The following is a 26,423-nucleotide window of genomic DNA, read 5'->3' as shown; positions in this document are numbered from 1 at the left end:
AAAATAGCACACACATGAGTGTGCATGAAAAGGAGTAAATATGTTTCCAGTCATTTCGCCACAAAGTAGCCAAGATTGGCAAGATTATTATCAATTACGCTGGCAAGTACTCAGAGCACCATGGGATCAACCGAGGGGATCAGAGCAAGATGATTTAGAACAAGATGCGGAACACCGATACATTAAAAATAATGAGGGTGAAGTCCTAGCGGTTGCGCGTTTGCACTTTAATAATCACCTTCAAGCTCAGGTGCGTTATATGGCCGTTGCTGAAGGGCACCGGGGACAGCATTTAGGTAGCCGGCTGCTTCATGAACTGGAAAAAATTGCCTGGACACAGGACGCACAAGAGCTGGTACTCTTTGCCCGAGAACGCGCACTGGCATTTTACGAGCGCCACGGTTACGAGGTGGTAGAAAAAGCCCACCTAGCTTACGGTGATGTACAGCATTGGAAAATGGTTAAGCAAAAACCTTCCGAGCCAGGTTGGTTTAGACATCCAGATTGGACGCAAGTTCTGCAAGACACATGGCGTGAGTCAATTCCGATCAGTGACGCTATGGGTATCAAGGTTGAAAGCTATACCGATTGGCAGTTCTCAACCAAGGCAGATTTAAAAGCTAATTTGAATTTACATAATTCAATGTTTGCAGGTTCTGTGTATAGCATGGCCACTTTGACTGGTTGGGGAGCGACTTACTTAGCACTTAAAGAGCTTAATTTAGAAGGGGATATTGTACTCGCGGATGCTGAGATAAAATATCTTAAGCCATTAACTACAGCGCCTGGTGCGACGGTAACTCTGTCAGAGTGTAGCGGTGAACTAAGCGAACTCGAAACACAAGGCAAAGCGAAATACACAGTACCTGTCAATGTCTACGATGGTGATGTCTTGGTAGCCAAGTTCTGCGGTGTATTTTTCGTTAAACGTTAAATCGCTGTATGTCCATTATCCGGCCAAACATATGTTGGCCGGATAGCAAGCTTTACAGCAAATCAGTGATGGCAATACCGAGTCCAAGTCGCTGAATATGGGCGTTGTAGTCAATTAAACTTTCACCGTAACCGTTAAAGTACTGTGCGTAGCCGCGCACTCTTCCAGTAATTGGGAATGACCAGTCTAGTTGCACGGCACCCCGGTTATCGCCGCCAGCATTGTTGCGTAACATCATGCCTACTTCGTGGTCGTTGCTGAAGCGATAAGCGCCACTGAGCTCAAAATACCCCATGTATTTGTGAATATCTGGGTTGTCATCACCTTTAGCTGCATTGGCATCTGGTTTCTCATCTTCCGGCAGCCGATACCAAGGTTTAAAGCTAAATACAAAGCCATTGTATTCCCAAATGAAATTGGCATAAATGCGATTCCAAGAGCGTGAATTTGGCTGACTTCTGCCGTTGGACTGATGGGAAATACCCAATACAAAGGCCATTTCGTCGCCCCAAAGCACATTTTCATCATCTAAAAAATTGACCCAAAAAATTTCGGGTTCATAGTTTGTTTCTCGAAAGGGTGATGAAATATCTTTGTTATATACTTGCCAATAAGACTGCAAAGTTACGCCCATATATATTGCTTGGTCTTTATCTTCAAAATCGTGATAGATGGGAAGCTTCAATGAGATCTGATATTTTGCTTCTACATTATCTAGTGGCTCGCCATCTTTCTCTGTTTTATCCATAAAGCCATCAAACGGACGATTGTTTGGGTTCTTGATATAAGAAACTGGCAAGATGTAATTGCGGTGATGCGGTGTCAAAACATTGCGATTTTCTTCTGTGACGCGCTCCCTTGCCATACGTTTATCTAGTTGGCTTAAAGCCCCTATTTGCTGCTCACAATATTGGCGCACTTGTTTCACGGTTCGAGTGTCATCGCCTGAAATTGATTGATTCAAAATACATTGATTGAGCGCTGAAATTTCGTCTTTAGAGGGACTTTTCGCAGCTGCACTATGTGCAGGTAAAGCAAAGAGCAATGCCAAAGTAAGCTTGTTAAAATCCATATTTTATTCCAAACAGGTAAGAAAATGTTCAAACAATGGGTGACAGGTAGCGAAGCTACGACTACCAAGTCATCAGGGCGCTATAGTATAAGTAAGTGATGAAAAAGCCCAGCAGAATCAAGAGAAAGGTGGAGTGGGTTTTAAAAGTGCCCAAGCTGGGCACTTTTAAAATATTAAGCTTTGAGTCTAGAAACCACAAAATATGGGTTGAGGTATGACTCTTTTTGATTATATGTCAGTGGTGAACCATCAATCTGAGTGACGGTGGCGCCTGCAATTTTTGCTACTGCATGACCTGCGCCTGTGTCCCATTCGCTCGTTGGGCCAAGACGTGGATATACGTCAGCTTCCCCTTCAGCGACTAAACACAGTTTCAATGAACTGCCTTTAGGTACCATTTCAACATCATCAAATTGAGCTAAATAATCAGCCAGTTCAGGGGAAGGATGAGAGCGAGAGCCAACCACTTTTATTGTTCCCTGTTGTGCTTTTTGAGTTACTTTTAGCTCAATACGGGCTTCATCACACTCTCTGAACGCGCCGATGCTTTGCGCTGCTAAATAGCAAATGTTTAGCGCAGGTGCATACACCACACCCATAGTCGGTGTGCCTTGCTCAATCAACGCAATATTGACGGTGAACTCGCCATTTTTTTTGATGAATTCTTTGGTGCCGTCAATTGGGTCTACAAGCCAGTATCGCTGCCAAGTTTGGCGTTCTTGCCAGCTGATATCTGCACTTTCCTCACTTAAAATTGGGATCTCAGGTGTTAGACGCTGTAGACCTGCGGTGATAACTCTATTTGCTGCAAGATCAGCTTCTGTCACTGGACTGTCATCATTCTTAAACTCTATGGCAAAGTCTTTGGCATAGATCTGCATTATTTCGTCGCCTGCGAGGCGAGCAAGTTCGACAAGTTCTTCGAGCAGGTCTGTATCATTCATAGGTAATCCTTGCTACTGGATGATGTTTTTATCTTTCAAATAATCAATTAATTGTTGTACGGACTGCTCAAGAGAATTCTCACCTGTATTAAGTCTTATTTCTGGCGCAACAGGGGGCTGATAGTCAGAATCAATTCCCGTGAAATTCTTAATTTCACCAGCGCGCGCTTTTTTGTATAGGCCTTTAGGGTCTCGTTGCTCACATATTTCAAGAGGCGTGTCTAAAAACACTTCTATAAACTCGCCTTCACCTACTAGGTTTCTAACCATGTCTCTTTCTGCTTGGAATGGAGAAATAAATGCGGTTAAAACCACCAGTCCGGCATCCACCATGAGCTTGCTTAACTCACCAACTCGACGAATATTCTCAACGCGATCGGCATCACTGAAACCGAGATCTTTGCACAGTCCATGTCTAACATTATCACCATCGAGCAAGTAAGTATGCACGCCACTTTGATGTAGCGCACTTTCTAGTGCATTGGCCACTGTGCTTTTCCCTGAGCCAGAAAAGCCCGTAAACCAGAGGATCACAGGCTTATGGCCTTTGAGCTCACTACGATGTGTTTTTTCCACGGCATAATTATGCCAAACAATATTTTTATCCATGAAGCTATCCATTAAAAGGGAAAGACCAATGGGATCAAGGTCAGGACGGTAATAGAGTATATAATTGAAAGCGGAACGCCTACCGTGACGTAATCTTTGATCCGGTAGTTTCCTGCACTATATACCATCAAGTTTGTTTGATAACCAAAGGGTGAAATAAAGCTTGCTGACGCACCAAAAGCAACAGCCATAATAAAGGGGAGTGGATCGACACCAAATCCAACCGCTAAAGCATAGGCAACTGGAAATGACAGTGCTGCAGCGGCGTTATTAGTGATAAGTTCGGTAAATACCACGGTCATTACAAAGATGGCAATAAAAGCGCCATAAGGTCCAAAATCACCGAGCAACAGAAACAGCGCATCGGACAGTTGTGTCGCCAAACCCGTTTCAATCATTAATTTGGCAAGACCAATGGCGCTGCCGACAATGGCTAGCAACTCGATTGGAAAACGACGTTTCATTTCGTTGACTTTAATTGTACCGAGGGCTACTAACCCAAGTAGCAGAACCATAAGGCCTTTGACTAAAGGGACGATATCAAAGATACCTAAACCAATCACCGCAGCAAAACCCAATAAAACATGACCCGATTGTTGTTTTGTTAGGTGAGTTTGTAAATCCAATCCAGAGATATAAACAAATTCACGCTTTAGATCAGGTAAATTATAAAAATCGCTGCCTGGGGCTAAAATTAATGAGTCACCCGCTTGCAGTTTCACTTTTCCAAGGCCACCTTGCAGTCTGTCATGTCCGCGTCGAATAGCGATTACAGCTGCGTGAAACTGTTCGCGAAAACGGATCTCTTTGATGGTTTTACCGATGTATTTTGAAGACTGACTAACGACCACTTCAACTAGATGCTCCACGTCTTTTTCGTGTTTATCATGTACCACCTGAAGGCCATCAAAGCGACGCAATAAAGGCACAGATTTGATGTCACCAACAAACAATAAAACATCGCCTTGGCAAATTTCCTGCTGCGGAGTTACAGCGCAGATTCGGCGCTCTCCGCGAATAATTTCTGCTAAGAATAGGTCCTTAAGATCTCTAAGACCGTTCTCTTCAACGGTGCGACCAACTAACTTTGAATCGGCTGATACCTTGCCTTCCAAGTAAAATGGCACGACTTCTTGGTCTTCAGTTCCATGGTCGGGCAAGAATTTCAAGAGTAATAAAATTGTCAGCAAGCCAACAATTAGAGCGCCGGCACCAACCAAAGTAAAGTCAAAAAAGCCCAGTGGGGCCATACCTGCATCAACGGCAAAGCCATTGACGATTAAATTCGTAGACGTGCCAATTAAGGTTAAGGTGCCTCCCAATATGGCTGTGTAGGATAAAGGCAGCAATAACTTGGAGGGCGAATGTGTTTGGCTCTCTTTAATGGTGCTGATCAGAGATGCGACAACCGCGGTGTTATTAGTAAATGATGACAAGAAGGCCGTAGAGAGGCCAAGTTTCATTACTGACTTAGACAAGCTACCACTGGCAAGTGTACTGGCAAGCTTTTGTACCAGTGTTGTTTTTTCTATTGCGATAGAAACTAAGATCAATAACACAAGGGTGATCAAAGACGGGTTGGCATAGTTCACCAACATAGATTCCAGCTCGATTAAACCAGTCAGATAGCTCACGCCAATGGCGCTGACAAATAACCAAGCCGGGTTGAGTCGTGTGCCAAATAAGCACACGACTAAAGCGAGCATAATGCCTGTTAAGATGATTTGATCAACTAGCACGTTTTTCTCCCAATAACAGGCATAAATCCACTTACTTCAACTTGCTGATATCAAGCGCTTGCCAGTGTGGGAAGTGCTTACGTACCAAGGCGTTGAATTCAAGTTCAAAGGCACTGAATTCAGAGGTTGTCGCAGACTCTTCAGCAAGCAGTGCTTCGATCATACCAGCACCGATGGTGAGGTTACTGATGCGATCAATCAGGATAAATGAACCTGTTTCATGGTTGCTGCGATAGATATCAGCCACGATGCTCTCGGTCAACTCAAGGGTGACAATGGCAATTTCATTCAATTGCAATTGGTCTGCTTGACCTTGCTCTAACGTGTTTACATCAATGGTGTGGTCAATCTTACGTACAATGGCTGATGTACTTTTACTGCCCAACTTGAAGTTGTAGTTTTTGCCTAACACAAGCGGCTCTTCGTGCATCCACACAAGCTTTGCTTGAATAAGGTTGGTAGCAGCCGCAGTAGAGTCCGCTGGAACGATGACATCACCACGGCTGACATCAATTTCGTCTGCTAATGTGATAGTAAATGCTTGACCTGTTTGCGCTTGCTCAAGGTTACCATCAAAAGTCACAAGCTCTTTGATCGTTGAAGATTTGCCTGAAGGCAGCACTTTAACCGCTTGACCAGCACTCAATGAACCTGAAGTGAGCGTACCTTGGAAACCGCGGAAGTCTAAGTTTGGACGCACTACATACTGTACAGGGAAACGCGCTTCAAACGCATGGTTTGCTTCAGCAGCAGGCGAGTCTTCTAGTAGTTCAAGTAGCGGCTTATCTGTGTAGTAAGGAGTCTTTTCAGAACGAGTTACTACGTTGTCACCTTTAAGCGCTGACATAGGAATAAACTTGATGTCTGATACGTTAAGCTGCTCTGCAAACTGTAAGTAATCTGCTTTGATCTTCTCAAACACAGCTTCGTCAAAGTCAACGATGTCCATTTTGTTGATAGCAACAACAAATTGCTTAATACCTAAAGAGTCACAAATAAAGCTGTGACGTTTAGTCTGTACCTGTACACCGTAACGAGCATCAACCAAGATGATAGCGAGGTCACTCGTCGAAGCACCAGTTACCATATTACGGGTATACTGTTCGTGACCAGGCGTGTCAGCAATGATGAACTTACGCTTTGCTGTTGAAAAGTAACGATATGCAACGTCAATCGTGATGCCCTGCTCACGCTCGGCTTGCAGGCCGTCAACAAGTAGTGCTAAATCTAGCTCTTCACCTGCATTACCAACTTTTTCGTTATCTTTATGCAGTGCAGCAAGTTGATCTTCGTAAATTTGGTGGCTGTCATGTAGTAGACGTCCGATCAATGTCGACTTACCGTCATCAACGCTACCACAGGTCATCATGCGTAATAAGCTTTTATCTTGTTGGCGAGATAGGTAGGCTTCAATACCCAGTTCTCTTACTTCATTCGCTGTCGACATTAGAAATACCCCTCGCGTTTTTTCTTCTCCATAGAGCCAGCTGAATCGTGATCAATAACACGGCCTTCACGCTCTGATGATGTGGATAACAGCATTTCTTCGATAATGCCGGTTAATGTATTGGCTTCAGATTCCACTGCACCTGTCAGTGGGTAACAACCAAGCGTACGGAAACGTACAGATTTCATTTCTGGTACTTCGCCTTCCTCTAGTGGCATACGTTCGTCATCAACCATGATAAGGGTACCATCACGCTCAACAACTGGGCGTTTCTCCGATAAGTACAGAGGTACAATTTCGATGTTTTCTTGGTAGATATATTGCCAAATATCAAGCTCTGTCCAGTTAGACAATGGGAATACACGAATACTTTCACCCGGGTTTACTTGGCTGTTGTAGGTATTCCAAAGCTCTGGGCGCTGATTTTTAGGATCCCAGCGATGGTGTTTGTCGCGGAAAGAATAAACACGCTCTTTAGCTCGTGATTTCTCTTCGTCGCGACGTGCGCCACCGAATGCTGCGTCAAAACCGTATTTATCAAGCGCTTGTTTCAAGCCCTGTGTTTTCATCACGTCAGTGTGTTTAGCTGAACCATGTGTAAACGGGCCGACGCCCATGGCAATGCCTTCAGGGTTCTTATGAACAATCAGGTCAAAGTTATATTCTTGTGCCAAGCGATCACGAAACTCAATCATTTCACGGAATTTCCAATCTGTGTCTACATGTAGTAGTGGGAAAGGAATTTTTGCTGGGTAAAATGCTTTACGAGCCAAATGCAGTAACACTGAAGAGTCTTTACCAATTGAGTAAAGCATCACTGGGTTATCGAACTCTGCAGCGACTTCGCGAATAATCTTTATACTTTCAGCTTCAAGTTGCTGAAGGTGGGTTAAAGCCATTGTTCGTCGTCCTACTGTTAATTAAATTAATACGTTAAGCTACTTGGGTAATGGGTTGTGCAAAGCTACTTACTTGCTCTGATTGCCCAAACCACGCTAATTCTTCATGTAATGCAGCCACTTCACCAATGATCAAAAGTGCTGGCGATTGAATATCGTGCTGCTCTATTTTTTCTGCCAATTCGCTCAGTGTGCCTCTAACAACACGCTGTGATTGACGTGTGCCATTTTCAACAATGGCAATAGGGGTTTCAGGCGCTCTACCATGCTCTAAAAGTTTGGCTTGGATATGAGGGGATTTAATCACCCCCATATATACAGCCAAAGTCTGATTTGGTTGAGCTAAACCACGCCAATCAAGCTCTTGGCCATCTTTCTTGCAATGACCCGTTACAAACTGAATTGCCTGTGCATGATCTCTGTGCGTGAGCGGTATGCCTGAATAAGCGCTACACCCTGCGGCTGCTGTGATACCCGGCACTATTTGGTACTTGACGCCATGTTGCGCCAACACCTGAACTTCTTCACCACCTCGACCGTAAATAAATGGATCACCGCCTTTAATTCGGCAAACTTTTTTACCTTGTTTGGCAAAGTTGACCAGCATTTGGTTGGTATCTTCTTGTTTTACACTGTGATTGCCAGCCCTTTTACCAACGCAGACAAGGTCGGCATCACGCCTCACTAAATCCATGATTTCGTCTGATACAAGGTAATCATAAACGACAACGTCTGCCTGCTGCATTAGTTGTAATGCCTTGATTGTTAGTAGCTCTGGATCGCCAGGGCCCGCACCGACTACATAAACTTCGCCTTCGAGTTTGCTCGGTTGAGTAAGCATCTCAGTCAGTTGTTGTTGTGCGCCTTGTTCATCACCAGTTTGTACTTTACTAACAACACTTGAATCGAACACGCGTTCCCAAAATTGACGACGGTCTGAAAAGCTTTTAAATCGCGCTTTAACTTGATCTCTAAAGTCACCGGCAAGACGTGCTAACTTGCCGGTATGATGTGGAATAACTGTTTCGAGTTTTTCTCTAATTCTACGTGCTAATACAGGTGCTGTACCTGCACTTGAAATCGCAATGGTGATTGGATCTCTGTCGACAATCGATGGAAAGATAAACCCGCACTTAGGCTGGTCATCTACCACGTTCACAAAGATATTCTGTGCGTTTGCTGCGTCGAATACCGCTTGATTAACAGCTTCATTGTCAGTTGCTGCAATGACCAGCATCATACCTAGTACGTGGTGAGTGTCGAAGTACTCTTTTACTAAGGTTAACTTCTCTTGTGCTGCTAATTCAGTAAGCTCAGTACAAAATTCAGGAGCGACAACGGTCACCTGTGCGCGGGCTTTCAAAAATGCCTGACATTTTCGTAAAGCTACATCTCCACCGCCGACAACTAGCACTGGCCTATCGTCTAACTTAGTAAATATCGGTAAATATTGCACTGTACTCGCCCCTAAATGCATAACCTTGATTTAAGCCAACTAAAATGACTTAGTAGGAGGGCAGAATATATCGGCCTTTAAATACAAAAAAATAATATTAACCCAAAATATATAACTAAAAGTTATATACAGGCTTTGATTTTGGTTTAAGGCTTATATTTCAAGGTCTAGAGAGCAAAATGTATCCATATTAGCAACTTATAGCGATTGGTTATGAGATATAATGGAACATGAAAATAACACAGTGCTGAGTGTGAAGAGGTCAAAGCTGCATCGGGGCGGACAAATGTCCTGTAGGGAGGCCAAATAATCCATTTAACTTGAACACACTGTAAATGGATAAGATTGATAGTGACGAACCTATTCGATGGTTTGCGTCCTAAGGAGATCTCATGAGTACAAATAATCAAGTCACTGCCGCTGTTGCAAAGCACGTGCTTGAACTAATGGATTTAACTTCGCTCAATGAAGATGATACAGAAAAAAGTATCTTAGAGATGCTTGATAGTATAGATGAAGACGTCGCATTGCCAGCTGCTGTGTGTGTTTATCCTCAATTTGTGGCGCTGTGTAAAAAGCACCTGTCATCGCGGGGGTGGTATAGCGTTAAAGTGGCAACAGTGACTAACTTTCCTTGTGGTGAACAGCCCCTTTCACAAGTATTAGCGCAGACTCAGCAAGCCATTGATGACGGCGCTGATGAAATTGACTTAGTAATGCCATATAACCAAGTTATCGCCGGAGATCCTGATACACCGTGGCAATATGTTCGCTCGAGTAAGGAAGTATGTGGCAGCTCCGTGCAGTTAAAAGTGATCATTGAAAGTGGTGTGCTAGATACGCCAGAATTGATCGCACAAGCCAGTGATATCGCGATATTAGCTGGGGCCGATTTTATCAAAACCAGTACCGGTAAGGTAGCTGTTAACGCAACTTTGGCAGCGACTCAGGTGATGTTAGAGCGTATTAAAATTAACGGCAAACCCGTTGGTTTTAAAGCCGCGGGCGGGGTGAAAACGGTTGCACAGGCGTGCCCTTACCTCGACGTTGCCTGCCAGATTATGGGAAGAGGGTGGGTTGAAAAAGCCAATTTCAGGTTTGGTGCATCTAGTTTGCTCGCCGATGTAAAAGGAGTTGTTGCTCGAGGCTAATGCCTTTGAACCAATAAATGTAAACAGAAAACGTGACTTTTAATCCACTTCATAACTCACTTTGTACCTAGGCCTTGATATTTTCTGTCATGTACCCAATATTGGTTGTATTGTGTTGAATCAAAGCGGCTGAATTATTCGGTTTTGGGCTTTAAGACGACAAAAAGTGATGCCGTAACGTACTTGTGAATAACTGATTGAAAAACAAAAGTTGTGAAAATCACACGATGTATAACTTTTACACTTGTTTTCAGATTGTTCGTCAGTATAATGGGCATCCACTTTGCAGGGGCGTAGTTCCAATTGGTAGAACAGCGGTCTCCAAAACCGATGGTTGCGGGTTCGAGTCCTGCCGCCCCTGCCACTCAATACTTTTTAGTCCCAATTTAAAATAATGTGCAGTTTAAGTCGCTTATTTATAAATTTGGATTTAATGGATTAACCCTGTCTTAGACAGGGTTGTTGTGTCTGTATTTAAGGTAAAACAATTATGAGCACTAATGTTGAAAACCCGTCTAGCTCGATGGACACGGTAAAATGGCTAGTTGCAGTTGTACTACTCACTGGCGCAGTAGTTGGTAACTATATGTATGCAGACATGTCTGCGTTGGTTCGCGCCGTCGGTGTTGTAGTTGCAGTGGGTGCCGCTTTAGGTATCGCAGCGACAACTGAAAAAGGTCGTACTTTTATTGCATTTGCAAAAGAGTCTCGTATTGAGGTTCGTAAAGTTGTATGGCCTACGCGTCAAGAAGCAACACATACTACAATTATCGTGATGGCAGCAACAGTAGTGATGGCACTTATCCTTTGGGGATTAGATGGCTTGCTATTCCGTGCTGTTGGCTTTTTAACTGGATTGGAGATCTGATCCCATGTCGGATGAGAACAAAGAAAAGAAATTACGTTGGTACGTAATTCAGGCGTTTTCTGGTTTTGAAAAGCGCGTTGCTCAAACAATTATCGAGCACATTAAAATTGAAGGCTTAGAAGAAGACTTCGGTGAAGTACTAGTACCTACAGAAGAAGTTGTAGAGATGCGTGCTGGTCAAAAGCGCAAGTCTGAGCGTAAATTCTTCCCAGGTTACGTCCTTGTTCAAATGGTGATGAACGACGCAACTTGGCACTTGGTGAATAGCACACCACGTGTAATGGGCTTTGTTGGCGGTACATCTGATCGTCCTGCACCAATTAGTCAGCGTGAAGCTGATCGCATTCTTAACCGTCTTCAAGAGAACGCAGAAGCGCCTAAGCCTGCGACGCTATTTGAGCCGGGTGAAGTGGTTCGTGTTATCGATGGTCCATTTGCAGACTTCAACGGTGTTGTTGAAGAAGTGGATTACGAAAAGAGCCGCTTAAAAGTGTCTGTACTTATCTTTGGTCGTTCAACACCTGTTGATTTAGAGTTTGGCCAAGTAGAGCAAGACACCTAATTTGCATTATTTTTGTACTATTGCAAAAAGTAATTGAAAAAGGCCGCTGATTAAACTATAATCAGCGGCCTTTTTGTAGCTAGCTCAATGCTAACTACAAAAAGTACGAATTTTTTAATCGGGAAGCCGTTTGAGTACGCGTCCTCGCGCGCACAAGGCTAAGACCCATTTAACGAGGTTATTAACATGGCTAAAAAAGTTGAAGCTTTAATCAAGCTACAAGTTGCTGCTGGTATGGCTAACCCTAGTCCTCCAGTAGGTCCTGCACTAGGTCAACACGGTGTAAACATCATGGAATTCTGTAAAGCGTTCAACGCACGTACAGAGTCTATCGAAAAAGGTGCACCAGTTCCTGTAATCATTTCTGTTTACAACGACCGTTCATTCACTTTTGATATGAAAACGCCACCTGCATCTTACCTTCTTAAGAAGGCTGCAGGTATCAAGTCTGGTTCTGGCCGTCCAAACACTGAGAAAGTTGGTACTGTAACACGTGCACAACTAGAAGAGATTGTTGAGACTAAACGTCCTGACCTTACTGCTGCTGATATGGACGCAGCTGTACGCACGATTGCAGGTTCTGCACGTGCAATGGGCTTGAATGTAGAAGGGTAATTGAGAATGGCTAAATTAACTAAGCGTATGCGCGTAATCCGCGAAAAAGTTGACGTAACTAAAGAGTACGAAATCAACGAAGCTGTTGCTCTTCTTAAAGAACTAGCTACTGCTAAATTCACTGAAAGTGTTGACGTTGCTGTAAACCTTGGCATCGATGCTCGTAAATCAGACCAAAACGTACGTGGTGCAACTGTACTACCACACGGTACTGGTCGTGAAGTGCGCGTTGCTGTATTCACTCAAGGTGCTAACGCTGACGCTGCTAAAGAAGCTGGTGCTGATTTAGTAGGTATGGAAGACCTTGCTGAACAGGTTAAGAAAGGCGAAATGAACTTTGACGTTGTTGTTGCTTCTCCAGATGCAATGCGCGTTGTTGGTCAACTAGGTCAAATCCTAGGTCCACGTGGTCTTATGCCTAACCCTAAAACTGGTACTGTAACACCTAACGTTGCAGAAGCAGTTAAAAACGCAAAAGCTGGTCAGGTTCGTTACCGTAACGACAAGAACGGTATCATCCACACTACAATCGGTAAGGTTGACTTCGACGCTAACCAGCTTCAAGAAAACCTTGAAGCACTTATCGTTGCTCTTAAGAAGGCTAAGCCTTCTCAAGCGAAAGGTACTTACTTGAAGAAAGTAAGCATCTCAACGACTATGGGCGCGGGTGTTGCTGTAGACCAAGCTACTCTAAACACGCAACTAGCGTAATTTAGATTTTAGCGTTTACATGGCGTAAAAATTAGACTATAATTTTGCGCCATTTCGTTGAGAAGTCACTTCCAACGAAGCAAAGAATTCGGGTTGAAGCGCATAATTTCGAACTGTTGTTTATCAAATTTGGTCTACAATAAAATCGATAAATTGCGTTTCCGTCCAAGACCGTAGGTGTAACTTTGTTACTTAATCTCCCTACGTAGACGGTGTGAATCCCAGCTAGATTTTTCCTAATCTTCTGGTTCTCGCCGTAAAAAGCAGCTCATAGCCAGTTGGCTGTGAGTAAAGTAGAACTGGGGACTTGTTCCCATATTAACCAGGAGTAACACCCATGGCTTTAAATCTTCAAGACAAAAAAGCAATTGTTGCTGAAGTCAACGAAGCTGCCAAAGGTGCTCTATCTGCAGTAGTTGCAGATTCTCGTGGTGTAACAGTAGATGCTATCACTGCGCTTCGTAAAGAAGCTCGTGAAGCAGGCGTATGGATGAAAGTTGTCCGTAACACGCTTGCAAAACGCGCTGTTGAAGGTACTGATTATGAGTGCCTTAACGAATCGCTAGTAGGCCCAAGCCTAATCGCTTTCTCTTCAGAGCACCCAGGTGCTGCTGCTCGTATCTTTGCTGATTTCGCAAAGAAAAACGAGTTGTTCGAACTGAAAGCGGCTGCATTTGAAGGCAATGTTGTTGACGTAGATATGCTTGCTAAGCTACCTACTTACGACGAAGCTGTTGCACGCTTAATGAGCGCTATGAAAGAAGCGTCAGCTGGTAAATTGGTTAAAACAATTGAAGCTGTACGTGTTCAGAAAGCTGAAGAAGCTGCTTAATCGCACCTTTTACACTTTCATCAATAAATTTTTTTGAACCTCATGGGTTCGTGATTAATTAGGAAACTTAAAATGTCTGTAACTAAAGACCAAATCCTTGACGCGATTGCTGAAATGTCAGTAATGGAAGTTGTTGAACTAGTTGAAGCAATGGAAGAAAAATTCGGCGTAACTGCAGCTGCTGCTGTTGTTGCTGCTGGTCCTGCTGAAGCTGCTGAAGAGAAGACTGAGTTCGACGTAATCCTAGCTGGCGCTGGCGGTAACAAAGTTGCTGCTATCAAAGCTGTACGTGGTGCAACTGGTCTTGGCCTTAAAGAAGCAAAAGCTCTTGTTGAGTCTGCTCCTGCGCCAATCAAAGAAGCTGTTTCTAAAGAAGAAGCTGAAGCACTTAAGAAAGATCTTGAAGAAGCTGGTGCTGAAGTTGAGATCAAGTAATCTAGCATACGCTAGGTTCGCTGCCTGAGAAATCAGGCAAGGGCTGGTGATTTTTTAATCACCGGCCCTTTTGCGCTCTAGAGCGAAAGTATTACTATTGCGCAATAAAAACCTAAATTCTTCAAGTTTTTCAATAATTTAAACCTTTTGGGAAACTGTTGGGTTTAGGTAGACAATTTAGATGTTGTTATCATGGCTTAGATGCCAATGAATGCTGTTCTGCATGAACAGGTTGGGTCAAAGATCAGCAAGCTGAGGAACCCCATGGCTTACTCTTATTCTGAAAAGAAACGTATCCGTAAGGATTTTGGTAAACGTCCACAAGTTTTGGATATACCTTTCCTTTTGCAAACGCAGTTGGAATCGTTTAAAAAATTCATTACGCCGGACGCGGATGGCGATACTGGATTGGAAGCTGCATTCCGTTCTGTATTCCCTATCAAAAGCTACTCGGGCAATTCTGAACTTCAATACGTGAGTTACCGTATCGGAGAACCAGTATTCGATGTAAAAGAATGTCAAATTCGCGGCGTGACTTATTCTGCTCCACTTCGCGTTAAATTACGTCTTGTACTTATGGACAAAGAAGCTCCAGGTACAGTCAAAGACATTAAAGAGCAAGAAGTTTACATGGGCGAGATCCCGCTCATGACAGACACAGGTACTTTCGTAATCAACGGTACCGAGCGTGTTATCGTTTCTCAGCTACACCGTTCACCTGGTGTATTCTTTGATAACGACCGCGGTAAATCTCATTCATCGGGTAAAGTGCTTTATAATGCACGTGTTATCCCTTACCGTGGTTCATGGTTAGATTTTGAATTTGATGTAAAAGATAACCTTTTCGTTCGTATTGACCGTCGTCGTAAGTTACCGGCTTCAATCATTTTACGCGCACTAGAATTCACAACTGAAGAAATTCTAGCGCTATTCTTTGAAACAACTGGTTTCGAAGTTGTAAACGGTAAAGTGATGATGGAACTAGTACCATCTCGCCTACGCGGTGAGACGGCTGCATTTGATATCAAAGATGCAGACGGTGAAGTATTGGTTGAACAGGGCCGTCGTATCACAGCTCGTCATATCAAAAACATCGAGAAAAAAGGCATCACGCAACTTGAAGTACCACATGAGTACATCATTGGTCGCGTAGTTGCCAAAAACTACATCGATGAGTCAACAGGTGAGATCATCGCTGAAGCGAACGCTGAATTGTCGCTTGAGTTGATGGCTGAGCTTGTGAAAGCGGGTCACACTAAGATCGATACGCTTTACATCAATGAAGTAGACAGCGGTGCGTACATGTCAGAGACTGTTCGTATTGACTCTTCTTCAAACCGCCTTGAAGCATTGGTAGAAATCTACCGTATGATGCGTCCTGGTGAGCCACCAACGAAAGAAGCTGCTGAAGCTTTATTCGATAACCTATTCTTCTCTGACGAACGTTATGATCTATCAACTGTAGGTCGTATGAAGTTCAATAGCCGTGTTGGTTATGATTCAGATACAGGCCCAGGTACACTGAGCAAAGAAGACATCGTTTCTGTTATGAAGGTTCTTATCGACATTCGTAATGGTAAGGGTGAAGTGGATGATATCGACCACTTAGGTAACCGTCGTATTCGTTCTGTTGGTGAAATGGCTGAAAACCAATTCCGTGTTGGTCTAGTACGTGTTGAACGTGCTGTACGTGAGCGTTTAAGTCTAGGTGATCTAGATAACGTGATGCCACAAGATTTGATCAACGCTAAGCCGATTTCTGCAGCTGTTAAAGAGTTCTTTGGTTCTTCTCAGTTGTCACAGTTCATGGACCAAAACAACCCGCTTTCAGAAGTTACGCACAAACGTCGTATTTCTGCGTTAGGTCCGGGTGGTTTGACACGTGAACGCGCAGGCTTCGAAGTTCGAGACGTACACGTAACGCACTACGGTCGTGTTTGTCCAATCGAAACGCCTGAAGGTCCAAACATCGGTCTAATCAACTCATTATCGACGTACGCACGTACAAATGATTACGGTTTCTTGGAAACACCTTACCGTAAAGTTGTTGACGGCGTAGTGACTGACGAAGTTGATTACTTATCTGCAATCGAAGAAGGTCAATTCGTAATCGCACAGGCGAATACAAACTTGACTGAAGCGAACCAATTTGCAGAAGAGTTAATTCCATGTCGTCATAAAGGTGAATCGACCTTTATGCCTAGCGACAGCATCCAATATATGGATGTATCTCCACAGCAGGTTATCTCTGTGGCAGCGGCACTTATCCCATTCCTTGAACACGATGATGCGAACCGTGCATTGATGGGATCGAACATGCAACGTCAAGCAGTACCAACACTACGCGCTGATAAGCCGTTAGTAGGTACAGGTATCGAGCGTACACTTGCAAAAGATTCAGGTGTAACAATCGTAGCTAAGCGTGGCGGTGTGGTTAAGTACGCTGACGCGAGCCGTATCGTTGTTAACGTTAATGAAGATGAGCGTGTTCCGGGTGAAGCGGGCATCGACATTTACAATCTAACTAAATACACGCGTTCGAACCAAAACACATGTATTAACCAAAAACCAACTTGTATGGTTGGTGAGCCAGTTGTACGCGGTGACGTACTTGCTGATGGTCCTTCAACGGACTTAGGTGACTTGGCACTTGGTCAAAACTTACGTGTTGCGTTCATGCCTTGGAATGGTTACAACTTCGAGGATTCAATCCTACTTTCAGAGCGAGTTGTACAAGAAGATCGTCTAACAACGATCCACATCCAAGAGCTTCAGTGTATTGCACGTGATACTAAGCTAGGTCCAGAAGAAATCACTGCTGATATCCCTAATGTAGGTGAGTCTGCACTTGGTAAACTGGATGAGTCAGGTGTTGTATACATCGGTGCCGAAGTGAAAGGCGGCGATATCCTAGTAGGTAAAGTAACGCCTAAAGGTGAAACACAGCTTACGCCTGAAGAAAAGCTACTACGTGCAATCTTCGGTGAGAAAGCTTCTGACGTTAAAGATAGCTCTCTACGAGTGCCTAACTCAGTTTCTGGTACAGTTATCGACGTTCAAGTGTTTACACGCGATGGCGTTGAAAAAGACAAGCGCGCACTTGAAGTTGAAGAAATGCAGCTTCGCGAAGCGAAGAAAGACTTCAACGAAGAATTCAAGATCCTTGAAGGCGGCATTTTAACTCGTGCTCGTAAACTACTTGTTGAATCTGGTCAAAATGAAGATGCAATTGCACTTCTAAATGCTGAAAAGCTACTGACTCAGAGCCTAGCTGACGAAGCACAACAAGCTGAACTTGAGCAGTTAGCTGCGCAGTACGATGAACTGAAAGCTGAATACGACAAAAAGTTTGAGAACAAGCGTCGCAAGATCACACAAGGTGATGACTTAGCGCCGGGCGTACTTAAGATTGTTAAAGTTTACTTAGCTGTTAAACGTCGTATCCAACCGGGTGATAAGATGGCTGGTCGTCACGGTAACAAAGGTGTTATCTCGACAATCGTACCAGTAGAAGATATGCCATATGACGAAAGAGGTCGTACGGTAGACATCGTTCTTAACCCGCTAGGTGTACCATCACGTATGAACATCGGTCAGATCCTTGAAACACACATGGGTCTTGCTGCACGTGGTATCGGTGAGCGCATCGAAGATATGATGAAAGAGCAAGCGGAGCTACATGAGCTGCGTGATTTCATCAAGAAAGCGTACGATCTTGGCGACTGTCGTCAAGAAGTAGACATTGCTACATTCTCAGATGACGAAGTTCGTCGCCTAGCAAATAACCTTAAAGGTGGTCTACCAATCGCAACGCCGGCATTCGATGGTGCTAAAGAAAGCGAAATCAAAGAACTACTAGAGCTTGGTGGTTACCCATCAAGTGGTCAGGTAACGCTTTATGATGGCCGTACTGGTGATGCGTTTGAGCGTAAAGTAACTGTTGGTTACATGTACATGCTGAAACTAAACCACCTAGTAGACGACAAGATGCACGCGCGTTCAACGGGTTCTTACAGCCTAGTTACTCAGCAGCCGTTGGGTGGTAAAGCACAGTTCGGTGGACAGCGTTTCGGTGAGATGGAGGTATGGGCATTAGAAGCATACGGTGCTGCCTATACACTACAGGAAATGTTGACAGTTAAGTCGGATGACGTAAATGGTCGTACTAAGATGTATAAGAACATCGTAGACGGTAACCACAAGATGGAACCGGGTATGCCAGAGTCATTCAACGTATTGTTGAAAGAAATCCGCTCGCTAGGTATCAACATCGAGTTGGAAGAAAGTTAATCCGACCGGCAGCTCAGTTGAGCTGCCAACCCGGACTGTAACTGTAAAGAATGAAGGGGTGAGCGCAGCTCGCCCTCAAGATTAACTCCGACAGGAGAGCTAAGGTGAAAGACTTACTTAAGTTTCTGAAGCAACAAAATAAGACCGAAGAATTCGATGCAATTCGCATTGGTCTTTCTTCTCCAGACATGGTTCGTTCATGGTCATACGGTGAAGTAAAGAAACCTGAGACAATCAACTACCGTACTTTCAAGCCTGAGCGTGATGGCTTATTCTGTGCACGTATTTTCGGCCCAGTAAAAGATTACGAATGTTTGTGTGGTAAATACAAGCGACTAAAACACCGCGGTGTTATCTGTGAGAAGTGTGGCGTTGAAGTTACACTTACTAAAGTGCGTCGTGACCGCATGGGTCACATTGAGCTTGCGAGCCCAGTAGCGCACATTTGGTTCCTTAAATCATTACCGTCTCGTATCGGCTTAATGCTTGATATGACTCTTCGTGACATCGAGCGCGTACTTTACTTCGAATCATTCGTAGTAACAGAGCCTGGTATGACAACGCTTGAGCGTGGTCAGCTATTAGGTGAAGAAGAGTACCTAGATGCACTAGAAGAGCACGGCGATGAGTTTGAAGCGAAGATGGGTGCAGAAGCTGTACTTGATCTACTTCGCGAACTAGACCTTGGTCAGTTAATCGCAGAAATGCGTGAAGAGTTACCAACAATTAACTCTGAGACTAAGCGTAAGAAAATTACTAAGCGTCTTAAGCTTATGGAATCGTTCCACCAATCAGGTAACAACCCTGAGTGGATGATCATGAGCGTACTACCTGTACTTCCACCAGATCTACGCCCACTAGTACCACTAGATGGCGGTCGTTTTGCGACTTCAGATCTGAACGACTTATACCGTCGTGTTATCAACCGTAACAACCGTCTGAAGCGTCTACTTGACCTAGCTGCACCAGACATCATCGTACGCAACGAAAAGCGTATGTTACAAGAAGCGGTAGATGCACTACTTGATAACGGTCGTCGCGGTCGTGCGATCACAGGTTCTAACAAGCGTCCTCTTAAGTCGCTTGCAGACATGATCAAAGGTAAACAAGGTCGTTTCCGTCAAAACCTTCTAGGTAAGCGTGTTGACTACTCAGGCCGTTCTGTAATCACAGTTGGTCCAACGCTTAAACTTCACCAGTGTGGTCTTCCGAAGAAGATGGCACTAGAGCTATTCAAGCCATTTATCTACGGTAAGCTAGAGCGCCGTGGTATGGCTACTACTATCAAAGCTGCGAAGAAGATGGTAGAGCGTGAAGTACCAGAGGTTTGGGACGTACTTGATGAAGTGATCCGTGAACACCCAGTTCTATTGAACCGTGCTCCTACACTTCACAGACTTGGTATCCAAGCATTTGAACCAGTTCTAATCGAAGGTAAAGCAATCCACCTACACCCGTTGGTGTGTGCGGCGTATAACGCTGACTTCGATGGTGACCAAATGGCGGTACACGTACCGTTAACATTAGAAGCACAGCTAGAAGCTCGTGCACTAATGATGTCTACAAACAACATCCTTTCACCTGCAAGTGGTGAGCCTATCATCGTACCTTCACAGGACGTTGTATTAGGTCTTTACTACATGACGCGTGACCGCATCAATGCAAAAGGTGAAGGCATTGCGTTTAAAGACCCGAAAGAAGCTGAAAAAGCATACCGTACAGGTACAGCAGAGCTTCACGCACGTGTTAAAGTTCGTCTAACAGAAACCATTGTTGACGAAGAAACTGGCGAGCGTTCGGAGATAACTCACATTGTTGATACAACAGTAGGTCGTGCGATCCTTTCATTGATCATGCCAAAAGGTCTACCATTTGAACTTATCAACAGAGCACTAGGTAAGAAGCAGATTTCTGGTCTTCTTAACGAGTGTTACCGTCGCCTAGGTCTAAAAGACACAGTTGTGTTTGCTGACCAAGTGATGTACACAGGTTTCCACTACGCGATGAAGTCAGGTGTATCTATCGGTATTAACGATATGGTTATTCCACCTACGAAGACTGAAATCATCGAGCGTGCAGAAGCTGAAGTTGCAGAGATTAACCAACAGTTCCAATCAGGTCTTGTAACTGCGGGTGAAAAGTACAACAAAGTTATTGATATCTGGTCACGTGTTAACGAAAACCTATCACGTGAAATGATGGCGAACTTATCGAAAGATACAGTTGTGAATGCACAGGGTGAAGAAGAGCAGCAAGACTCTTTCAACTCAGTATTCATGATGGCCGACTCTGGTGCTCGTGGTAGTGCCGCTCAGATCCGTCAGCTAGCAGGTATGCGTGGTCTAATGGCACGTCCAGATGGTTCAATCATCGAGACGCCAATCACGGCAAACTTCCGTGAAGGTCTAAACGTACTTCAGTACTTCATCTCGACGCACGGTGCACGTAAAGGTCTTGCCGATACCGCACTTAAGACAGCGAACTCGGGTTACCTAACACGTCGTCTAGTAGACGTTGCGCAAGATTTGGTTATCAATGAATCAGATTGTGGCACGTTAGAAGGCCTAGTAATGAAGCCGCTTATCGAAGGTGGTGACGTTGTAGAGCCGCTTCGCGAGCGAGTTCTAGGTCGTGTTGTTGCAGAAGACGTATGTAAGCCAGGTACTGATGAAGTACTGGTCGAGCGTAATGTGATGCTTGACGAAAAACTGTGTGACCTTTTAGAAGAGCACTCAGTAGATGAAGTTAAAGTTCGCTCTGTAATCACGTGTGACAATGACTTTGGTGTATGTGCTAACTGTTACGGTCGTGACCTTGCACGTGGCCATATCATCAATCCAGGTGAGGCAGTCGGTGTAATTGCAGCTCAGTCAATCGGTGAGCCAGGTACACAGCTTACGATGCGTACATTCCACATCGGTGGTGCGGCATCTCGAGCGTCTGCAGAAAACAGCGTACAAGTTAAAAACAACGGTAGCATGAAGTTACATAACGCCAAGTTTGTAATTAATACTGACGGCAAGATCGTTGTAACTTCACGTTCTACAGAAATTACGGTTATTGATGAGCAAGGCCGTGAGAAAGAGCGTTATAAAGTGCCTTACGGTGCTGTACTTACTGTTCAAGATGGTGCAGAGGTTAAAGGTAGCGATATCGTTGCTAACTGGGACCCGCATAGTCACCCAATCGTTATCGAGCACCAGTCAAAGGTATCGTTCAGCGATATTGATGACTCAAACACAGAAGCTCAGACTGATGAACTAACTGGTCTAACACGTGTTGTAGTTAAAGATCTAGCTAAGGTAAATGCAAAAGAGCCTAAGTTAATCATCGAAAACGAAGAGCGTGGCCTACAGGAAATCCGTTTACCTTCATTCACCACGATTGAAGTGACAGATGGTGCAACTGTTCAGCCGGGTGACGTATTAGCGCGTATCCCACAAGAAGGTTCGAAGACTCGTGATATCACCGGTGGTCTACCTCGAGTTGCTGACTTATTCGAAGCGCGTAAGCCAAAAGATCCTGCCATCCTTGCAGAGATCACTGGTACTGTAAGCTTCGGTAAAGAGACTAAAGGTAAGAAACGTCTAGTTATCACACCAGATCAAGGTGATGCATACGAAGAGATGATCCCGAAATGGCGTCAGCTTAACGTGTTCGAAGGTGAGCAGGTTGCTAAAGGTGAAGTTATTGCCGATGGTCCTGAATCTCCGCATGACATCCTACGTCTACGTGGTGTAACTGATGTTTCTAACTACATCACCAATGAAGTTCAGGAAGTTTACCGTCTTCAGGGTGTAAAGATTAACGATAAGCACATCGAAACAATTGTTCGCCAAATGCTACGTAAGTGCATCATCCTTGACGGTGGTGACACTGAGTTCTTAGCTGGTGAGCAAGCGGAAGTTGCACGCGTTAACATTGCAAACCGTGAGCTTGAGAAGCAAGGTAAGATCCCAGCTAAATTCGAAATTCAGCTGATGGGTATTACTAAAGCATCACTTGCAACTGAATCGTTCATCTCAGCAGCGTCGTTCCAGGAAACAACACGTGTCCTAACTGAAGCAGCTGTAAACGGTAAGAGCGACGAGCTTCGTGGTCTGAAAGAAAACGTTATCGTTGGTCGTTTGATCCCAGCTGGTACTGGTTTTGCGTATCACCAAGAGCGCATTAACCGTCGTAAAGAAAGCGAGCTACCAGTGGAAGAGCAAACGGTTAGTGCTGAAGAAGCGTCACAAGCGCTTACAGATGCACTTAACGCTGACCTTTTAGGCGGTAATGAGTAAGCTTTAAACGCTACATACTCATTATTAAAAGGCCGCCTATAGGGCGGCCTTTTTGATCTGTGCACATTTTACGAGTTTGAAGATGGTACATCCTGTCATGGTGGTGTCTTAATCGGGTGTCAGTATTTGTGGCTTCAGTAAATTTCTGATAAAGGTACGAAGTGCATAAGATGATATCTTTCTTATGATGTGACATATAACTGTTTTACAAATCAGGATAAGTCATAAAAAGTCTACGAGCTAAAAGTACGGCCTCAAAAACGACAAATTCGACGAAAAATACCGCTGTAAAATGGATTTTTATTGACAGGTTAATCTTTGCTCATTAAAATTCGGCCACCCATTTATTCGTTCCATTAAAATGGAAGGAAAATTTGGGTCGATTTTATTTTTTCAGTAGTAATTTTAACTAATCAGGAGCTATTTAATGGCAACTATTAACCAGCTAGTACGTAAGCCACGTCGCAGCAAGGTTACAAAGAGCAACTCTGCTGCTCTTAAAGCTTGTCCACAAAAGCGTGGTGTATGTACTCGTGTATATACAACTACACCAAAGAAACCAAACTCTGCACTACGTAAAGTAGCGCGTGTTCGTCTTACGAACGGTTTCGAAGTAACTTCTTACATTGGCGGTGAAGGTCACAACCTTCAGGAGCACAGTGTAATCCTTATCCGTGGTGGTCGTGTTAAAGACTTACCAGGTGTGCGTTTCCACACAGTTCGTGGTGCGCTTGACTGTGCGGGTGTTAACGATCGTAAACAAGGTCGTTCTAAGTACGGTGCAAAACGTCCTAAGGGCTAATGGTTCTCCGTTAGTAAGGCCAAGCACTTAAGTTTTAATATTGAATAATTTGTTTTGGGTATTCGTTTAAAAAACGAACCTGAAGATATCGGAGAGATAAAATGCCTAGAAGACGCGTAATAGGTCAACGTAAAATTCTTCCAGATCCGAAGTTCGGATCAGAACTTCTTGCTAAATTCGTTAACGTAGTAATGTTAGACGGCAAGAAATCTACTGCTGAAAAAATCGTATACGGTGCGCTAGACGTGGCTGCTGATAAATCAGGCAAGTCGCACCTAGAAATCTTTGAAGCTGCACTTGAAAATGTACGCCCTGCGGTTGAGGTTAAATCTCGCCGTGTTGGTGGTTCTACATACCAAGTACCAGTTGAAGTACGTCCAGTTCGTCGCAACGCATTAGGTATGCGTTGGTTAGTTGACTCTGCACGTAAGCGTGGCGAGAAGTCAATGGGTCTTCGTCTTGCACAAGAGATCCTTGACGCTGCGGAAAACAAAGGCACTGCGGTTAAGAAACGTGAAGACGTTCACCGTATGGCTGAAGCGAACAAAGCATTCGCTCACTACCGTTGGTAATCTGCCCAAGACCTTTAAGAGGATATTATGGCACGTACTACTCCAATTGAGCGCTATCGTAACATCGGTATTTGTGCTCACGTAGATGCAGGTAAAACCACCACTACAGAGCGTGTACTTTATTACACGGGTCTGTCTCACAAAATTGGTGAGGTACATGATGGTGCTGCAACTATGGACTGGATGGAGCAGGAGCAGGAGCGTGGTATTACCATTACTTCTGCTGCGACAACGTGTTTCTGGAAAGGTATGGATGCTCAGTTCCCTGAGCATCGCATCAATATCATTGATACTCCAGGACACGTAGACTTTACTATCGAAGTAGAACGCTCATTGCGTGTACTTGATGGTGCAGTTGTTGTTCTTTGTGCTTCATCAGGCGTACAACCACAAACAGAAACTGTTTGGCGTCAAGCCAATAAATACGAAGTTCCTCGTATGATCTTCGTTAACAAGATGGACCGTACTGGTGCAGATTTCTTGGCAGTTGTGGATCAGGTGAAAGACCGTCTTGGTGCGACACCTGTGCCTATTCAGCTACCTATTGGTGCTGAAGATGAATTTAAAGGTGTTATCGATCTCATCAAAATGAAAGCCATTAACTGGAACGAAGATGACCAGGGTATGACTTTCACATACGAAGAGATCCCGGCAGACCTTCAGGATTTAGCTGAAGAGTGGCACTCTCACTTAGTTGAAAGTGCAGCGGAAGCGACTGAAGAGCTAATGGACAAATATTTAGAAGAAGGTGAGTTGAGCGAAGAGGAGATTAAATCTGCGATTCGTCAACTGACATTGAGTAATGAAATTGTACCAATGTCTTGTGGTAGTGCATTCAAAAACAAAGGTGTTCAAGCTGTGCTTGATGCGGTTATTGAATTCATGCCTTCACCAACTGAGGTTAAAGAGATTCAGGGTATCCTTGAGGATGATTCTGAAGCTACTCGTCCAGCTAGCGACGACGCGCCGTTTTCGGCGTTGGCGTTTAAAATTGCGACGGACCCATTTGTTGGTACACTGACTTTCTTCCGAGTTTATTCTGGTACAGTAGGTCAAGGTGACTCTGTTTATAACCCTGTAAAGGGTAAAAAAGAGCGTTTTGGTCGTATTGTTCAGATGCACTCAAATTCGCGCGAAGAAATTAAAGAAGTTCGCGCTGGTGATATTGCTGCTGCGATTGGACTTAAAGACGTTACCACTGGTGACACGCTTTGTTCTCAAGATTCAGTGATCACATTAGAGCGTATGGAATTTCCAGAGCCTGTGATCTCAGTAGCGGTAGAGCCGAAAACAGTCGCAGATCAGGAAAAAATGGGTATTGCACTAGGTAAACTAGCGGCAGAAGATCCGTCTTTCCGTGTTGAAACTGACGAAGAGTCAGGTCAAACGATCATCTCTGGTATGGGTGAGCTTCACCTAGATATCATTGTTGACCGTATGAAACGTGAGTTCAACGTTGTTTGTAACGTTGGTAAGCCGCAGGTGGCATACAGAGAAACCATCCGTGGTTCTGTAGAAGCCGAAGGTAAGTTCGTACGTCAATCAGGTGGTCGTGGTCAATATGGTCACGTATGGCTGAAATTGGAACCAATGGATTTTTCTGATGAAGACGCACCAACATACGAATTCGTTAATGAAATCGTAGGTGGTACGGTTCCTAAGGAATACATCCCAGCGGTTGATAAAGGTATTCAAGAGCAAATGAAACAAGGTGTGCTTGCGGGCTACCCTCTGTTAGGTGTGAAAGCGACGTTATTCGACGGCTCTTTCCACGACGTTGACTCAAATGAAATGGCCTTTAAGATCGCCGGTTCAATGGGCTTCAGAAATGGTGCTTTAGAAGCGCAACCAGTGCTTTTAGAACCTGTTATGAAAGTTGAAGTCACTACCCCTGAAGAAAACATGGGTGATGTAGTAGGCGACTTAAACCGTCGTCGCGGCATGATCGAAGGTATGGAAGACGCTTTTGGTGGTCTTAAACTTGTCAATGCGCAAGTTCCACTGTCTGAAATGTTTGGTTATGCAACCGATTTACGTTCTGCAACGCAAGGTCGTGCCTCGTACTCAATGGAATTTTCCAAGTACGCAGAAGCGGCGAAAAACGTTGCCGACGCAATAATTGCAGCTCGCGCTGTTAAGTAATTTTAGTTCGGTCCGGTCTTAGGACTGGACTTTAATTTCTTTATAGGAAATTTTAAA

The 26,423-nt window shown here is 44.3% G+C and carries 20 protein-coding genes and 1 tRNA gene; 14 read left to right on the top strand and 7 right to left on the bottom strand.

Features of this window, described 5'->3' with window-relative positions; translation table 11 throughout:
• Nucleotides 1–40 precede the first annotated feature (40 nt).
• Entirely contained in the window at nt 41–934 is an 894-nt protein-coding gene (locus J8M00_RS23105) for a bifunctional GNAT family N-acetyltransferase/hotdog fold thioesterase (protein ID WP_211012806.1), read from the top strand.
• 52 nt (nt 935–986) lie between these two features.
• Here J8M00_RS23105 and J8M00_RS23100 read toward each other — a convergent pair whose 3' ends face one another.
• The 7 genes from J8M00_RS23100 to cysG form a co-directional block, all read right to left on the bottom strand.
• A complete protein-coding gene (locus tag J8M00_RS23100; RefSeq protein ID WP_211012805.1) occupies nt 987–2,006 on the bottom strand; it encodes a phospholipase A in 1,020 nt (339 codons plus the stop codon).
• A gap of 173 nt (nt 2,007–2,179) precedes the next feature.
• Complete coding sequence (gene cysQ / locus J8M00_RS23095) at nt 2,180–2,950, bottom strand: 3'(2'),5'-bisphosphate nucleotidase CysQ (protein ID WP_211012804.1); 771 nt, start codon at nt 2,948–2,950, stop codon at nt 2,180–2,182.
• A 12-nt stretch (nt 2,951–2,962) separates the two neighbouring features.
• Nucleotides 2,963–3,559 (bottom strand): adenylyl-sulfate kinase, encoded by a 597-nt coding sequence (gene cysC, locus J8M00_RS23090; protein ID WP_211012803.1) that lies wholly within the window; start codon nt 3,557–3,559, stop codon nt 2,963–2,965.
• Nucleotides 3,560–3,570: 11 nt separating this feature from the next.
• Nucleotides 3,571–5,265 carry an SLC13 family permease gene (locus J8M00_RS23085; RefSeq protein ID WP_211012888.1) on the bottom strand — a complete coding sequence of 565 codons (1,695 nt, stop codon included), beginning with the start codon at nt 5,263–5,265 and terminating at the stop codon, nt 3,571–3,573.
• A 64-nt stretch (nt 5,266–5,329) separates the two neighbouring features.
• A complete protein-coding gene (cysN, locus tag J8M00_RS23080; protein WP_211012802.1) occupies nt 5,330–6,745 on the bottom strand; it encodes a sulfate adenylyltransferase subunit CysN in 1,416 nt (471 codons plus the stop codon).
• Complete coding sequence (cysD, locus tag J8M00_RS23075; RefSeq protein ID WP_023400592.1) at nt 6,745–7,644, bottom strand: sulfate adenylyltransferase subunit CysD; 900 nt, start codon at nt 7,642–7,644, stop codon at nt 6,745–6,747. The genes cysN and cysD overlap by 1 nt, the downstream gene beginning before the upstream one ends.
• A 34-nt stretch (nt 7,645–7,678) precedes the next feature.
• Nucleotides 7,679–9,100: a siroheme synthase CysG gene (gene cysG / locus J8M00_RS23070; RefSeq protein ID WP_211012801.1), complete on the bottom strand. Its 1,422-nt coding sequence runs from the start codon at nt 9,098–9,100 to the stop codon at nt 7,679–7,681.
• 392 nt (nt 9,101–9,492) lie between these two features.
• Here cysG and deoC point away from each other — a divergent pair, with 392 nt between their 5' ends.
• From deoC to fusA, 13 genes are all read left to right on the top strand, one after another.
• Complete coding sequence (gene deoC / locus J8M00_RS23065; RefSeq protein WP_211012800.1) at nt 9,493–10,251, top strand: deoxyribose-phosphate aldolase; 759 nt, start codon at nt 9,493–9,495, stop codon at nt 10,249–10,251.
• 287 nt (nt 10,252–10,538) lie between these two features.
• A tRNA-Trp gene (locus tag J8M00_RS23060) sits at nt 10,539–10,615 on the top strand.
• Nucleotides 10,616–10,741: 126 nt separating this feature from the next.
• A complete protein-coding gene (secE, locus tag J8M00_RS23055) occupies nt 10,742–11,119 on the top strand; it encodes a preprotein translocase subunit SecE (protein ID WP_023400589.1) in 378 nt (125 codons plus the stop codon).
• A gap of 4 nt (nt 11,120–11,123) precedes the next feature.
• Nucleotides 11,124–11,681 carry a transcription termination/antitermination protein NusG gene (nusG, locus tag J8M00_RS23050; RefSeq protein ID WP_023400588.1) on the top strand — a complete coding sequence of 186 codons (558 nt, stop codon included), beginning with the start codon at nt 11,124–11,126 and terminating at the stop codon, nt 11,679–11,681.
• Between the two features lie 186 nt (nt 11,682–11,867).
• On the top strand, nt 11,868–12,296 hold the full coding sequence (gene rplK, locus J8M00_RS23045) for a 50S ribosomal protein L11 (protein ID WP_010387320.1): 429 nt from the start codon (nt 11,868–11,870) through the stop codon (nt 12,294–12,296).
• A 6-nt stretch (nt 12,297–12,302) separates the two neighbouring features.
• Nucleotides 12,303–13,007 carry a 50S ribosomal protein L1 gene (gene rplA / locus J8M00_RS23040; protein ID WP_023400587.1) on the top strand — a complete coding sequence of 235 codons (705 nt, stop codon included), beginning with the start codon at nt 12,303–12,305 and terminating at the stop codon, nt 13,005–13,007.
• 337 nt (nt 13,008–13,344) lie between these two features.
• Nucleotides 13,345–13,839 carry a 50S ribosomal protein L10 gene (rplJ, locus tag J8M00_RS23035; RefSeq protein WP_023400586.1) on the top strand — a complete coding sequence of 165 codons (495 nt, stop codon included), beginning with the start codon at nt 13,345–13,347 and terminating at the stop codon, nt 13,837–13,839.
• 72 nt (nt 13,840–13,911) lie between these two features.
• Nucleotides 13,912–14,274 carry a 50S ribosomal protein L7/L12 gene (gene rplL, locus J8M00_RS23030; protein WP_023400585.1) on the top strand — a complete coding sequence of 121 codons (363 nt, stop codon included), beginning with the start codon at nt 13,912–13,914 and terminating at the stop codon, nt 14,272–14,274.
• Between the two features lie 264 nt (nt 14,275–14,538).
• A complete protein-coding gene (gene rpoB / locus J8M00_RS23025; protein ID WP_211012799.1) occupies nt 14,539–18,564 on the top strand; it encodes a DNA-directed RNA polymerase subunit beta in 4,026 nt (1,341 codons plus the stop codon).
• Nucleotides 18,565–18,668: 104 nt separating this feature from the next.
• On the top strand, nt 18,669–22,850 hold the full coding sequence (gene rpoC, locus J8M00_RS23020; RefSeq protein WP_211012798.1) for a DNA-directed RNA polymerase subunit beta': 4,182 nt from the start codon (nt 18,669–18,671) through the stop codon (nt 22,848–22,850).
• Between the two features lie 427 nt (nt 22,851–23,277).
• The gene (gene rpsL / locus J8M00_RS23015) at nt 23,278–23,652 is read left to right on the top strand and encodes a 30S ribosomal protein S12 (RefSeq protein ID WP_010387308.1); all 375 of its coding nucleotides are present in this window, start codon (nt 23,278–23,280) and stop codon (nt 23,650–23,652) included.
• A gap of 101 nt (nt 23,653–23,753) precedes the next feature.
• A complete protein-coding gene (gene rpsG, locus J8M00_RS23010) occupies nt 23,754–24,224 on the top strand; it encodes a 30S ribosomal protein S7 (RefSeq protein WP_023400582.1) in 471 nt (156 codons plus the stop codon).
• Nucleotides 24,225–24,251: 27 nt separating this feature from the next.
• Nucleotides 24,252–26,366 carry an elongation factor G gene (gene fusA, locus J8M00_RS23005; protein ID WP_211012797.1) on the top strand — a complete coding sequence of 705 codons (2,115 nt, stop codon included), beginning with the start codon at nt 24,252–24,254 and terminating at the stop codon, nt 26,364–26,366.
• Nucleotides 26,367–26,423: the final 57 nt, after the last annotated feature.

Origin of the sequence: Pseudoalteromonas luteoviolacea (assembly GCF_018100925.1) — a bacterium.
Classification (GTDB): Bacteria; Pseudomonadota; Gammaproteobacteria; order Enterobacterales; family Alteromonadaceae; genus Pseudoalteromonas; species Pseudoalteromonas obscura.
Note: the sequence above shows the minus strand (reverse complement) of the source record. Positions and strands in the feature narration are given on the sequence as shown.